Annotated in this window: 13 protein-coding genes and 3 tRNA genes; 15 read left to right on the top strand and 1 reads right to left on the bottom strand. The window is 62.6% G+C overall.

Annotated features, from left to right (window positions below; all coding sequences use genetic code 11):
* Positions 1-7: 7 nt before the first annotated feature.
* Positions 8-1,189: a two-component regulator propeller domain-containing protein gene (locus tag VMN77_03285; protein ID HTN42799.1), complete on the bottom strand. Its 1,182-nt coding sequence runs from the start codon at positions 1,187-1,189 to the stop codon at positions 8-10.
* A 234-nt stretch (positions 1,190-1,423) separates the two neighbouring features.
* Between VMN77_03285 and VMN77_03280 the strand changes: the two genes are divergently transcribed.
* From VMN77_03280 to VMN77_03210, 15 genes are all read left to right on the top strand, one after another.
* Positions 1,424-1,496 (top strand) — tRNA-Val (locus VMN77_03280).
* A gap of 127 nt (positions 1,497-1,623) precedes the next feature.
* Positions 1,624-1,700, top strand: a tRNA-Asp gene (locus VMN77_03275).
* 30 nt (positions 1,701-1,730) lie between these two features.
* Positions 1,731-2,537, top strand: a complete 807-nt coding sequence (locus tag VMN77_03270; GenBank protein HTN42798.1) for a MotA/TolQ/ExbB proton channel family protein — start codon at positions 1,731-1,733, stop codon at positions 2,535-2,537.
* Positions 2,534-2,959 carry a biopolymer transporter ExbD gene (locus VMN77_03265; protein HTN42797.1) on the top strand — a complete coding sequence of 142 codons (426 nt, stop codon included), beginning with the start codon at positions 2,534-2,536 and terminating at the stop codon, positions 2,957-2,959. Before VMN77_03270 ends, VMN77_03265 begins: the two co-directional genes overlap by 4 nt.
* 66 nt (positions 2,960-3,025) lie before the next feature.
* Positions 3,026-3,760 carry an energy transducer TonB gene (locus tag VMN77_03260; GenBank protein ID HTN42796.1) on the top strand — a complete coding sequence of 245 codons (735 nt, stop codon included), beginning with the start codon at positions 3,026-3,028 and terminating at the stop codon, positions 3,758-3,760.
* A 24-nt stretch (positions 3,761-3,784) separates the two neighbouring features.
* Positions 3,785-5,077 (top strand): Tol-Pal system beta propeller repeat protein TolB, encoded by a 1,293-nt coding sequence (gene tolB / locus VMN77_03255; protein ID HTN42795.1) that lies wholly within the window; start codon positions 3,785-3,787, stop codon positions 5,075-5,077.
* A 63-nt stretch (positions 5,078-5,140) separates the two neighbouring features.
* Positions 5,141-5,686, top strand: a complete 546-nt coding sequence (gene pal / locus VMN77_03250; protein ID HTN42794.1) for a peptidoglycan-associated lipoprotein Pal — start codon at positions 5,141-5,143, stop codon at positions 5,684-5,686.
* 21 nt (positions 5,687-5,707) lie between these two features.
* On the top strand, positions 5,708-6,697 hold the full coding sequence (gene ybgF / locus VMN77_03245) for a tol-pal system protein YbgF (GenBank protein ID HTN42793.1): 990 nt from the start codon (positions 5,708-5,710) through the stop codon (positions 6,695-6,697).
* A gap of 164 nt (positions 6,698-6,861) precedes the next feature.
* Positions 6,862-8,658 (top strand): DNA mismatch repair endonuclease MutL, encoded by a 1,797-nt coding sequence (gene mutL, locus VMN77_03240; GenBank protein ID HTN42792.1) that lies wholly within the window; start codon positions 6,862-6,864, stop codon positions 8,656-8,658.
* Positions 8,655-9,695, top strand: a complete 1,041-nt coding sequence (miaA, locus tag VMN77_03235) for a tRNA (adenosine(37)-N6)-dimethylallyltransferase MiaA (GenBank protein ID HTN42791.1) — start codon at positions 8,655-8,657, stop codon at positions 9,693-9,695. The genes mutL and miaA overlap by 4 nt, the downstream gene beginning before the upstream one ends.
* A 23-nt stretch (positions 9,696-9,718) precedes the next feature.
* Entirely contained in the window at positions 9,719-10,612 is an 894-nt protein-coding gene (gene mtnP / locus VMN77_03230; GenBank protein ID HTN42790.1) for an S-methyl-5'-thioadenosine phosphorylase, read from the top strand.
* Positions 10,609-11,526 (top strand): PfkB family carbohydrate kinase, encoded by a 918-nt coding sequence (locus VMN77_03225; GenBank protein ID HTN42789.1) that lies wholly within the window; start codon positions 10,609-10,611, stop codon positions 11,524-11,526. The genes mtnP and VMN77_03225 overlap by 4 nt, the downstream gene beginning before the upstream one ends.
* A 59-nt stretch (positions 11,527-11,585) precedes the next feature.
* Complete coding sequence (locus VMN77_03220) at positions 11,586-12,377, top strand: tetratricopeptide repeat protein (protein ID HTN42788.1); 792 nt, start codon at positions 11,586-11,588, stop codon at positions 12,375-12,377.
* Between the two features lie 17 nt (positions 12,378-12,394).
* Complete coding sequence (locus tag VMN77_03215; protein ID HTN42787.1) at positions 12,395-13,405, top strand: RodZ domain-containing protein; 1,011 nt, start codon at positions 12,395-12,397, stop codon at positions 13,403-13,405.
* 61 nt (positions 13,406-13,466) lie between these two features.
* Positions 13,467-13,541 (top strand) — tRNA-Thr (locus tag VMN77_03210).
* Positions 13,542-13,637 lie beyond the last annotated feature (96 nt).

Below are 13,637 nucleotides of genomic sequence, written 5' to 3'. Positions count from 1 at the left end.
TTTTTGATCAGGACGGCAATTTTCCATGGTGGCGGCTCAGTCCCCGCCAGGTCCCGAACCAGCGGTCGCCCTTGTCGTCGAAGACGATCGAGAAGACGTTGTTGTCCACCAGCCCGTCGGCCTGGGAAAAGTTCCGCCAACGTTTTCCGTCGTACCAGCTGGCGCCGCCGTTGGTGCCGGCCCAGATCAAGCCGTCGGAATCCACGGCCAGCGTATGGATGAAATTTCCACCCAGGCCGTCTTTTTTCGTGAAGGTCGTCCAGGTCTTTCCATCGAAACGCGAGAGGCCGGTCCCCCAGGTCCCGAACCATTTGGCGTTGTCGGGCCCCACCGTCGCCGCGATGACGAAGTTCGGGTTGGAGCCGACGTTCCTCTTGCCGGGACCCATGTGGTGGTGCATGGACGGCGAGCCGGTCGAGCCGTAGTCCGCCGACTCGGACGGGGGGAGGCCCGAGACGGCCGCTTCGGAAGGCGCCGGCGGGACCGGATCGCCCGGGGTCCTCGCCTCAACGTCGGCGCCCAGGCCGTCCTTGTGCGTGTAAGCGGACCAGGTTTTTCCGTCGAAGCGGTTCACCCCCGACTCGGTGCCGAACCAGAACACGTGGTCGTGGTCCAGCGCGATGGCGTAGACCCATTTATCGATCAGGCCGTCCTTCTCGGTGTAGTTCTTGAACCGTTTTCCGTCGAAGACGCTGACGCCCTTCCAGGTGGCGATCCAGGCCTGGGCCCCGTCGAACACGATGTCGTAGATCCACTGGTCCCCGAGGCCGTCCGCGACGGTATAGGTCTTCCAGGTCTTCCCGTCGAACAGGGTCAACCCGCCGCCGTAGGTCCCGATCCATTTGAGGCCCTGCCGATCCACCTTCAGCGTGTAGATCCCCTTGCTCAAAAGCCCGCCCTGCGTGGAGGCGGGCGTGAACACCTCGTGGCTGTCGAGCGTGCCCGTGTCGTAGCGGATGATCCCATTGGGCAGGCCCATCCAGAGATGATCGCCCTCCAGCGCCATCGCCTTCACGTTCGCGCCGGTGGTGAAATTCGTCCAGGCCTCTTCTTGCGGGACGGCGCCCTTGGAGTCCGCGGCGGGATTCCCGGAGGGAGGGGCCGGCGGCGTCTTCGCGTCGCACGCGACGAGGACGAAATCCGACAGCGCGGTCAGGACGATCCAAGCGGCCAAACGCGCATAACCCATTTCAATATTTCTCCCGAGACCCGCCTCTCCGTCGAAAAACGGGCGATCATTTGGGTTGACAAATTAGGGCAAAGTTGTTAATATTTTACGCGACTCGTCCTTTTATTGCAATGCCGCACTAATTTGGCTCCAGATAAAATGATCTGGATCACGGCTGTGCCGTGAGAGGCGCGGGGTCTGGGGGCATCGGAGGACCTTTCCCGATTTTGCCGCACGGGCCCCCAGTTATAATAAGGGCGGATAGCTCAGTTGGCAGAGCATCCCGCTTACACCGGGAAGGTCAGGCGTTCAAGTCGCCTTCCGCCTATGCTTCTTCTTCGGGGAAGCAGAGCATCGGAGCAGTGGAGTCACAGATCATTGGAAGAACACGGGCGAGAATGCGGTCCAATCCTCTATTGTGCCATCGCTCCGTTCGTTAGGAAGAAGTTAATGTCGGGGCCGTAGTTCAGCTGGTTAGAACGCCGGCCTGTCACGCCGGAGGTCACGGGTTCGAGCCCCGCCGGCCCCGCCATTTTCATCGTCGTCATTATATCTTATAATCATGCGCCGCTCCCCGGGAGCGGCCGCTTTTGAGGAGAATGTGCCGCTTCTGGATTCGATCGATACCAGCGTCTTCGACCTCGTTCTTTCCGCCAGCATCATCACCCAGGCCGTTTTGATCGTCCTCCTGATCTTCTCTCTCGTTTCGTGGGCCATCATCTTCCAGAAATTCTTTTTATTTCGCAAGGCCGCGGCGGAGGACAAACGCTTCTTCGCGCTGTACTGGAAGGTGGATAACCTGGTCGAGCTTCGAAAAACCGCCTCGCGATTCCGCCGGTCCCCGGTCGCCCGGATATTCCTGGCCGGAATGGAGCGCCTTGATCCCGGCTTCGCCTTGAAATCGGGGGACGATCTGCGTGCCGTCGAGGGGCCGGGGGGGGCGGCCGGTCTGAAAATACTCGAACGGACCTTAAAACGATCGGTGGATGAGCAAGTCGGGGGGCTCGAGTCCTATCTTTCGTTTCTGGCCACGACGGGAAACGTCTCCCCCTTCATCGGCCTTTTCGGAACCGTGCTGGGAATCATCTCGGCCTTTCAGGGCATCAGCCGTCAGGGTACGGCCAGCATCACGGCCGTGGCCCCGGGTGTTTCGGAGGCCTTGGTGGCCACCGCGGCCGGCCTCCTCGCAGCCATCCCGGCCGTCGTCGCCTACAATTATTACGTCAGCCGGATCCGGGTGATGGCCTCCGGGATGGAAACGTTCTCGACCGAGTTCCTGAGCCTCGTCGAGGAACGGGCGGGTTCGTCCGGGGCCTCGCGGGTCGCGGGTGCCGACAAGGTCGGCGCGGGGCGGGTCGGTTCCAAATGACCAACGGGACGCAGGGCCGCCGGCTCATGTCCGAAATCAACGTCGTTCCGCTGGTGGACGTGGTCCTGGTGCTGCTGGTCATCTTCATGGTCACGGCGCCGCTTCTGTATCGCGGGCTGGACATCGATCTGCCCCGTACGGCCACGAACACCATCGCGCCGGAAGAGCGGGTCGTCCTGACCGTGAACAAGCAGCGGGAGATCTTTCTGGATAAGGACGCGGTTTCGCTCGATCGCTTGCTGGGGGCCCTGGAGACCTTGAAGGGACGGTCGCCGCAGGTTTCGATTTATCTGCGCGCGGATCGCCAGGTGCCCTACGGGGTGGTGGTCCAGGTGATGGATACGGTCAAGCGCGCGGGAATCGAACGGCTGGGGATGGTCACCGAACCCGCCGCGGAAACCCGCCGCGATGGACAAAGGTAGGTTTTCCCCCGATGATCTGCGAAGCGACGAGGCGCAGGGAAGGCGGGGTCGGAAATGGAAAAGGACATGGACATAGGCTTCCGAAAGATGTTGATCCTGTCGACGCTGTTCCATGCGACGGTGGCGGCGGTTCTTCTGGCCTTCGCCCTCAGCCGGTCGACGCACCCCTTCAGTCCGCATGCGTATCAGGTAGATCTGGTGACGCTTCCCCAGCCCTCCGCCGCGCCGCCGGCCCCGGTCAAGGAGATTCCGGCCGCGCCTCCGCCTCCGGCCCAAAAACCGCCGTCCGTGCGGGTTAATCCGGCGGCCAAAAAATCGCCGGTTCAACCGCCCCCGAAGGCGATCAAGCCGGCGGCGACGGTTCCGCCCCCGGCCAGAGCTCCCCGGAAATCGCCGGAGGCGGCCCCGCAAAAAGAGACCGCGCCGGCGGCGCCGAATGCCGCCGCTTCCGAGAATGTTTCGGCGATCGCCCCGGCGGCCAAGCTCCAGACGAAGATCGAGATCCCGGATTTCAAGTTCCCGTATTATACGGATATGATCCAACGGAAGATCGAATTGTATTGGTCCCCGCCGCCGCTCGAAACGACGGCCGATGCCACCGAGGCCGTCGTGGGTTTTGTTTTGTTCTCGACGGGGAAGGTCGGGGATCCGAGGATCGAAAAGAGCTCCGGGAACGCCTACTTTGATCAGGCCGCCCTTCGGGCGGTTTATCTGGCCAATCCCTTGCCGCCTTTTCCCCAGGGGTTTCGGGACCCTTCCATGACCGTCCATTTCCGCTTTGCGCTGACGAAGAAGAGCTGACCGCGTATGATGCACGGGGATATCTTGCGAATTCGACGATCCGTTCTGCCGCTCCTGTTCATGGTCCTGTGGGCCGGGGTCCGTCCGGCCCTGGGGGCGGAGGTTTTCCTGAGCGCCACCCGGTCGGAGTCCGAGAAAATTCCGCTGGCCCTTCTTCAGGTGGTCGCTCCGGAGACCCTGGCGAAGAATACGAGCGACATCCGGACCGTCCTCGAAAGCGATCTCCGCCGCTCGCAGATTTTCCGCATGGTCCATCCGCCGCCGTTTCCGGAATTGGCCGGCGGAGCGGAGCCCACGGCCGACGTGATTCAAAAGGCCGGGAAGCAGGACGTTCAGGCCGCCGCCTGGATCACCCTGTCCCAAAATGGGGAGGACCTGGTGATGGAGGGACGGGTGTACGACGGCAAGACCGGTCAGTTGGTGATGGGCAAGCGGTATCTGGGGCAGACCCAGTATCTCCGATCCATCATCCACCGTTTTTCGGATCAAATTGTTTCCCAGTATACCGGCGAGAAGGGCATCGCCGAGACCCGCGTGGCCTTTACTTCCCTGCTGACCGGAAACAAGGAGTTGTATTTGATGGACTATGACGGGTATAATGTCCGGAAAATTACCAACGACCGCAGCCTGAACCTTTCGCCGAGGTGGTCGCCCGACGGGAACTGGCTTACGTACACCTCCTACCGGGGCGGGTCGCCGTTCATTTACACGCTGGACCTCATGAGCGGCCGGCTCTGGAAGATGGTCGGATATGCCGGTCTGAACATTTCGCCGGCGTGGTCGCCGTCGGGGAAGGGGATGGTGTTTGCCGGCACGATGGACGGGCCGGCGCAGATCTACTGGGTCGACAAGGAAGGCAAGGGGTTGCGCCGGCTGACGATGGATCAGAGCGACAACCTCTCGCCCGCCTGGTCTCCCACCGGGACCGAGATGGCGTTCACCTCCAATCGCGGGGGCGGCCCGCAGATTTATGTGATGAACGCCGACGGAACCAATGTCCGGCGGCTCACGTTCGACGGCGATTACAACACCTCGCCGGTCTGGTCCCCGAAGGGGACGGCGATCGCCTACGCCTGCCGTATCGACGGGCGGCTGCGGGTCTGCGCGATCTCGCCCGACGGGTCGAAGACGGCCCAGTTGACCGACGGTCCCGGCGAGGACGAATCGCCGACCTGGTCTCCCGACGGCAGGCACCTGATTTTCAGTTCCACCCGCGCGAGCGAGGGGGACCTTTTCATGATGAATGCGGACGGGATGGATGTGGAGCGCCTGACGTTCAGCGGCGCCAAAAACAACGGGCCGTCCTGGTCGCCGTAGAGCGGAACAACCTTTCAATCTTCGAATTCGATGCGCACATCCAACAACGAAAGGAGAGGAATTATGCATAACCGCACTTCCGTTTTTCTCGCACTCATCGGTGGAATCGGAACCGTTCTATTACTCTCGGCTTGCCCGAAGAAGGTCGAGACGACCAAGGCCGCGGCGCCTGTCCAGGAAGAGAAGCCCGCGCCCCCGTCGGAAGTGACGCCCCCCGAACCCGCGCCCGCTCCGAGGGTCGAGGAAACGCCCGTGGTCCGGGAGGCCGAGGTCCCGGCGCAGGGTCTGGTCGACGCCTATTTTGATTTCGACAAGTACAATATCCGGGACGACGCGCGCGCGGCGCTGGAAAACGATGCCCGCTGGCTAAAAGCCAATCCCAAGGCCAGGGTCAAGATCGAAGGGCATTGCGATGAACGGGGGACCAACGAGTACAACCTGGCCCTGGGCGAGCGCCGCGCCAAGGCCACGATGCAATACCTGGTCACGCTGGGGATCGAGAAGGGCCGGTTGTCGACCATCAGCTACGGCGAGGAGCGACCGGTCTGCACGCAGCATGACGAGACCTGCTACCAGAAAAACCGCCGCGGCCACTTGGTGGCGCAATAGGGAAAAGGCAGGAGAGAAGGTATGAGAAAGGTTAGGATTGGCTTGTCCATCCGTCCGGTAAGGGCGCGCGGCCGTGCGCCCTTACGCAGCCCGGTTTTCGCGGCCATTCTCGCCATCGGTGTCATCGTCATCGGCATCGCCGGGTGCGCGACCCAGGCGGATGTGGTGGACCTCCAAACCGAGGCGGAAAAAAGCCGGGCGGAACAGGACGAGATTCAAAACCGGCTCCGGGTGGTGGAAAGCTATTTCAAGGAGCGTTCCACGACGGTCCAGCGCAGCCAGGCCGACATCGTCATCAAACTGGATCAGGTCGCGACGGATCTTCAGGCGGCCCAGGGGAAGCTGGAGGAGAACAGTCATCTCCTGGCCGATCTCTCCCAGAGGATCGACGATCAGACCTTCCGTTCGAAGGAACTGACCAGCCGGCTGGATGTGCTGGACGGCCAGATCGCGGTTCTGGAAAAGTCGGTGGAAGACCTGGAAAAAGCCTCTCCGACGCTCGGAAAAGGAGGCGCCGGAACCCCGGACCAGAAGGCGTCCGGGACTCCCGGAGGGAAGGGGCCTCCGGGGGCGGCTCCGCCCGATCAAACGGTCGTTCTTCCCGGCCGACCGACCGAAAAAGACACGGCGACGGGGATGTCCCCTTCGGAGGCCTACGGACTGGCTTACAACGACTACCTCAAGGGCAACTACGACCTCTCGCTGCTGGGGTTCCAAAGCTTTCTGACCCAGTTCAAGGCGACCAGCCTGGCCCCGAACGCCCAGTACTGGATCGGGGAATCGTACTACGGCAAGAAGGATTATCTGAAGTCGATCGAGGCCTTCGACAAGGTGGTCGCCGATTATCCGAAAAGCGACAAGGTGCCCGGGGCGCTTTTGAAAGCGGGCTATGCCTGCATCGAGATCGGGGACAAGACCAAGGCGAGGACCTATCTCAAAAAGGTGGTCGAGAATTACCCGCTTTCCAACGAAGGAAAACTGGCCAAGAACAAGCTGGCCGATTTGAAATAAACGGGCCTTTCCGTGGCGCGGTGACCGCCCCCTGTGCCGGACCGACAGGCCCGAGTTTGAAAAACACCGGCTTCACGGCCCCGGGTTCTTCGATCCGGGCGGAGAAAGTCCCGATTTAAATTCGTTCGCTGACCCCGCCTCGTCCGCCTCGGGCGAAGGCGGGAATGGCGCTCACTATGCGGATTCATATTCTTCCCGAAAACGTGTGCAACAAGATCGCCGCGGGCGAGATCGTGGAGCGTCCCGCTTCGGTCGTCAAGGAGCTGGTCGAAAACGCGATCGACGCCGGGGCGACGCGGGTCTTCATCGATGTGGAAAACGCCGGGCGAAGCCTGATTCGCGTTTCGGACGACGGCGAAGGGATGGGGCCGGAGGACGCCCTCCGGTCCTTCGAACGTCACGCCACCAGCAAGCTCCGCACCGAATCGGATCTCTCGGCGATACGGACGATGGGTTTTCGCGGGGAAGCCCTCCCGAGCATCGGGGCCGTCGCGCGGGTGAGGATGGTGACCGCCCCGAGGGGCGGGTCGGCCGGAACCGAGGTCGGGGTGCGGGGGGGGACCCGGGTCGGGACGAAAGAAACGGCGGCCCCGGCCGGAACCCTCGTCGAGGTGGAGGAACTTTTCTTTAATACGCCGGCGCGGAGAAAGTTTTTAAAATCCAATCCGACCGAGCTGGCCCACATCGTCCATGCCGTTCAACAGCAGGCGCTTCCCCATTTCCGCATCCATTTCCGGCTGACCCACAACGGCCAGGTCCTTCTCGATCTCCCCGCCGTCCGGGACGAGATCGAGCGGGCGACGCAAGTGATGGGGGCGGACGGCGGCCGGGATTTTCTGGAGGTCTCGGCCGGGACGGACGGTCTCAAGCTCAAGGGACTTGTTTCCCGGCCTGGTGTTTTCCGGGCCACGCGGGAGCAGCAGGAGTTTTTCTTAAACCGCCGCGCCGTGCGGAACGCGTCGCTGTCCCATGCCGTGAGCGAGGCGTACGGGACGCTGCTGGCCAAGGGGCGGCATCCGATCGCCCTCCTGTTCATCGAGATGGACCCGGCCGCGGTGGACGTCAATGTCCATCCGGCCAAGCGTGAGGTCCGCTTCCGCGACACCCAGGCCATCCATCAATTCGTGAAAACCGCGCTGCGGGAGCGGCTCCGGCGCGAGGGACTGCCCGCGGGAGAGGACGCGGTCTCCGGGGAGGAGACGCGGCCGCGCACCATCGGTTACGCCGGGACGCCGTCGACCGGTCGGCCGTCTTCCCCGCCCCGTTCGGCGACGGAGGTTCGCGAGGCCCTGGCGGTCTATCGGCCGCCGGATGCCACGGAGGCCCCCTTTGAGGCCGGGACATCGGCGGGCCATCCCGGAGGGGGCTTGCTTCCAATCCGCGTCCAGCCTTTCGGTCAGGTGGATCAGACCTACATCGTGGCGGTCCTCGGACGGGGTTCCGGCACGGAGCTGCATCTGATCGACCAGCATGCGGCGCACGAGCGGCTTTTATACGAGCGCCTGCTCTCCCAGCAGCGGACCGCCCGCGTGGCGGTTCAGCCGCTTCTGATCCCCGAGGTCGTGGAATTTCCGGCCGCCGAGGCCGTGCGGGTGCGGGAAATCCTGCCGCTGTTCGCCCGGATCGGGCTGGAGGTGGAGGAGTTCGGCGAGCGGAGTTACCAAATTCGTTCCGTGCCGGCGCTCCTGGGGACGGTCGACGGCCGTACCCTGATGAGGGATATCCTCGACGATGTGGGCGCCGGGGGAACGCCGGCCCCGGAAGACACGCTTCAGACGGTCGTCGCGTCGATGGCCTGCCACGCGGCGATCAAGGCCCATCAACCGTTGCAGCCGGAACAGATGACCCGACTGCTGGAGGATCTCTACCGCCAGGAGGTTCCGCCCACTTGTCCCCACGGCCGCCCGATCCGCGTCCGGTTCAAATTGGCCGATTTGGAAAAGTTATTTCAGCGAAGATGATTTTCCCAGCGAGCAACGCGAGCGAGAAGGGGAGGCTCCATCTGGCTCGGCCAGTGGAGGGGGCGACGCGAGCCCCTATTATAAAGAACCCCCTGATCGTCCTGGTCGGGCCGACGGCGACCGGGAAAAGCGCCGCGGCGATCCGGCTGGCGCTCAAGCTTCGTTCCGAGATCATCAGCGCCGATTCCCGGATGGTCTACCGCGGCATGGACATCGGGACGGCCAAGCCCGGACCGGAGGAACGAGCCGGCGTCGTCCATCACCTGATCGATCTCGTGGACCCCGACCGCTCCTTCAGCGCGGGACGGTTTAGGACCCTAGCCGCGGCCGAAATCGAACGGATAAAGCGGGAAGGAAAAATCCCGATCGTTGTGGGCGGGACGGGCCTTTACGTGAAACTGCTTCTGCGCGGCTTGTGGGAGGGCCCGGCGGCGGACGGACCGCTGCGGGAGCGGCTTTACGATGCCGAGCGGCGGCACGGCGCGGGCCATCTGCACCGGAGGCTATCGGAAATCGATCCGGAGTCGGCCCGGGCGATTCGGCCGCAGGACCGGTCGAAAATCGTGCGCGCCATCGAGGTGTACGAGAAGACGGGCCGCCCGCTGTCCGATTTTCACCGAGAGCATCGGTTCTCCGAGCGGCCGTACGAGGCGGTGCAGATCGGTCTGAGAAGGCCCCGCCCCGACCTCTACCGGCGGATCGAGTCGCGCGTGGATCGGATGATGGCCGACGGACTGATCGAGGAGGTCCGGGGACTGATCGGGAGGGGCTATTCGGCGGATCTCCCGTCGATGAAAGGGCTGGGCTACCGTCAGATCGCGGGATATCTCAACGGGGAATACGATCGGGACGAGGCGGTCCGGCGCCTCAAGCGCGACACCAAACGGTACGCGAAACGGCAGTTCACCTGGTTTAACGCGGATCCGTCCATCCGGTGGATCGACCTGTCCGAAGCGGACGGCGACGGGGAAACGTATGAAAAGGTAGAGGCTGCCGTCGGGGAACAGATCAGATTGCAAGCCGTTGTAAGGGTGTGATTCATCAAGTCCGAAAGGGGGCGATGATGCGTGAAATCGAGATCGGGATCATCGGCGGGAGCGGCCTGTACGAGATGGAGGGCCTGACCGCTAAGAAAGAGGTTCGGCTCAAGACGCCGTTCGGGCCGCCCTCGGATGTCTTCATGACGGGAAATCTCGAAGGGCGGCGGGTGGCTTTTCTGACGCGGCACGGGCGCGGCCATCGCATCCTCCCGGGCGAGATCAATTTCCGGGCCAACATCTGGGGGATGAAAAAACTGGGCGTCCGGCGGATCATCTCGGTCAGCGCGGTCGGGAGCATGAAGGAGTCGATCGCTCCGGGCCAGGTCGTCCTACCCGACCAGTTCTACGATCACACCAAGCGGCGGATCGGCACCTTCTTCGGCAACGGGGTCGTGGCCCATGTCGCGTTCGCCGATCCGGTCTGCTCCGAGATGCGGGCCGTCCTTCTCAAGGCCGGACGGAGCCGGGGGGCCGTTCTGCACGACGGCGGGGTCTACTTCTGCATCGAGGGCCCCCAGTTCTCGACGCGGGGCGAATCGCTGATCTACCGGCGGTGGGGCGTGGACGTGATCGGGATGACCAATGCGACCGAGGCCAGGCTTGCGCGCGAGGCCGAAATCTGTTATGCTACGCTCGCCTTGGTGACGGATTACGACTGCTGGCATGAAAGCATGGAAGCCGTCACGGTCGAGGCCGTGATCGAGACCTTGAAAAAAAATGTGGTCCTGTCCCAGCAAATCATCCGCGCGGCCGTTCCCGATATTCCCGCAGCCCGACGCTGCCCCTGCGGTTTTGCGCTGAAGAACGCCGTGATGACGCCGCCTGCATTGATTCCGAAAAAAACCAAGGAAAACCTGAAGCTGATCCTGGGAGATTATCTCAAGTCCTCCATGAAAAAATCGGGATTTAAATGAGCCTGCTGGTGGTGGGAACGGTCGCGCTGGATTCGGTGAAAACCCCCTTCGGCGAGGCCCGGGAAGTCCTCGGAGGCTCGGCGACGTATTTCGCGACGGCCGCCAGTTATTTCACGCGGGTCCGCCTGGTCGCGGTCGTCGGTCGGGATTTTCCGGAGGACCATCTCCGCTTCCTTAAGACGAAGGAGATCGATCTGACCGGTCTCCAGACCTTGGAGGGGGAAACCTTCCGGTGGCGGGGAGAGTACGGGTTTCAGCTCAACGAGGCGCGAACGCTGGAAACCCGGTTGAACGTGCTGGAGCGATTTCAGCCCGTTCTTCCCTCGCCCTATCGGGCGTCCGAAATGATCTTCCTGGGAAACATCGATCCGGTCCTGCAGCGCGAGGTCCTGCGCCAGGTCGAAAAACCGCGCCTGGTGGCCTGCGACACCATGAATTTTTGGATCGGGGGAAAACGGGAGGAACTGGAGCGCACGCTCGAGCGGGTCGATATCGTGATCATCAACGACGGGGAGGCCCGGGAGTTGGCGGGCGAGGCGAATCTCGTCAAGGCGGCGAAGGCGATCCTGTCCCGCGGCCCGAAGACGCTGATCATCAAACGGGGCGAGTACGGCGTGCTGATGTTCAATGAAAAGACGGTGTTTGCGGCCCCGGCCTATCCGCTCGAAGCGGTCTTCGACCCGACCGGGGCGGGGGACAGCTTCGCCGGCGGTTTTATGGGCTATTTGACCCAGAGCGGGGATCTCAGCGAGGCCGGGATACGACGGGCGGTCATCTTCGGCAGCGTGATGGCGTCGTTCAACGTCGAGTCCTTCAGCCTGGACCGTCTGCGCGGATTGACCCGGAGGGAGATCGACGACCGCTACCGGGAGTTCGGACGGCTGACTTCTTTTGAAGATCTGAAAGCGCTCTGAGGCGTCCGGAACCGTCACGTTACGTGATTTCGCCACCGAGGTATTTAACGATGGGATCCATGAGAGGAATCTTTCGGTTTAAAACGCGACGATTCGTGGCGTTCGCCGTCCTGGCCGGTCTGTCCTTGTCCGGCTGCTCGGGGATGTCCAATTCCCAGCGGGAGAAGGGCGCCCAGGCCCATTATAAGGTGGGCCTCTCCTATTTGAATGAAAATCAGCCGCAGGCGGCCTTCGTCGAATTCCAGAAGGCGATCGAATTGAATCCGGAGGACCGGGATTCCCAGTACGCTCTGGGGCATATCTATTTCACCCAGGGCAAATTCGAAGAGTCCAAGGAAGCCTTCATCAGGGCGGTCCGTGCCGATCCGAATTTTTCCGAGGCCCATAATTATCTCGGGACGGTGTACGAACGGCTGAACGAAAGGGAAAAGGCGGTGGCCGAGTATCGAAAGGCCCTGGAGAACCCGCAATACATGACGCCGCAATATCCCCACCGCAACCTGGCCATGGTCTATCTGAATACGAACGAATACAAGGACGCCATCAAGGAGTTCAAGGAGGCGCTGAGCCTGCCGCCTCCGCCGGACGATCCGCTCTTCAATGCGCTGGTCTATAACGGCCTGGGTCAGGCCTATTACAAGGACGGGCAGTATCAGGAGGCCGTGGACGCCTTCAACGGGGCGTTGAAGATCGCACCGGACTATACCGAGGTGCACTATTTTCTCGGACAGGCCTATTTCAAGACCGGTTCCAACCCCCTGGCCAAGCAGGAGTTTCAACACGTGATCCGCCTCGCGCCGGACAGCGAACTGGCGAAAAAAGCGAAACAGAGCCTTGAGCTGATCCGTTAAGCCGGGGGGGAAGCGCCATGGAATCCATCGGGGAATACCTGCGAAGAATACGCGAGGAACACGGGCTTTCGGTCGGGGAGGTGGCCCGGTTGACCCGGATCAGCCCGGACCATATCCAGGCGCTGGAGGAGAACCGCCTGGAGAAATTTCCGGGCGAAGTTTTCGCCCGGGGCTTCGTCCGGGCCTATGGTCGCTGTCTGGGCCTGGACGACGAGGACACGATGGGCCGGTTTTCCCAGTCGGCACAGGCCTTCTTTCAACAGCGGGACGAGACCCAGCGGCACTCCGAACAAACGCAGGAGCTCCAGAACAGCCGGAGAAAGCTTCAGGGCCGCGTCGCCCAGATGGCGGTCGTGGTCGTGCTGGGCCTGGCGATCCTGACGGTCTACAGCATGAACGCCCGGCGTTCGACCGATAAGGAGGAAGGGTCCGGTTCCCGTGCGCCGTCCTCGCCCGTCCCGGAGACGCCGAGCCCGTCGGAACCGCCTCCGGATCTGACCGAGCCGGCCGTCAACAAACCCGCACTCAATGAGGCCGTGTCGAAGCCGGCCGGCGTTCCGATCCCCCCCGAATCTTCACCGGCCGGGGCGCCCAAGGCCCCCGTGATTCCCAAACTGCTTTCGTCTCCAAGCTCCCCCGGGACGATCGGAAAGCCTCCGGTTGAAAAAATGCCCTTGGCCGTAAACCCGCCCGGGGCGCCTCCCGCGCCGCAAGCGCCCTCCGCTCCGGCCGCGCGCCCCGTTCCTCCCGCGACTTCCCCGCCGGTCGTATCCTCCGCCCCGGCGGGAGACCTCGTCCTGGTGGTCGAGGCCGTGGAGTCGAGCTGGGTTTCGGCACGGATCGACGGCGGCGATACCAAGGAAGTCTTCCTTCAGCCCGGCCAGAAGGTCATCTGGAGGGCGTCGGATTATTTCCTGGTCAGCTTCGGGAACGCGGGCGGGGTGAAGATCCAGTTCAACGGAAAAGACCTCCCGCCCTTCGGCCCGAAAGGCGCCGTCGTCAAGGACGTCAAGATCGGCCGCGAGTGACGCGGATCCGTCCCCCTCTTTTCCTCACGCATTTTTTATGATACACTTCCTCTCTTATCAAGCCGGCGTAGCTCAGTGGTAGAGCAGCTGATTCGTAATCAGCAGGTCGGTGGTTCAATCCCACTCGCCGGCTCCATTTATTTTCAAGCAGTTGTGAATCTCCGGGATTCTCAAAAGGTATTTTGCTTCCACCGTTTGCTACCATGAGTTTATTCTTGGCTTCCTCAATCAG

It is taken from the genome of Nitrospiria bacterium, assembly GCA_035498035.1.
In the GTDB taxonomy this organism is placed as follows: Bacteria; Nitrospirota; Nitrospiria; order JACQBZ01; family JACQBZ01; genus JACQBZ01.
This window is presented reverse-complemented; position numbering and strand designations above follow the sequence as displayed.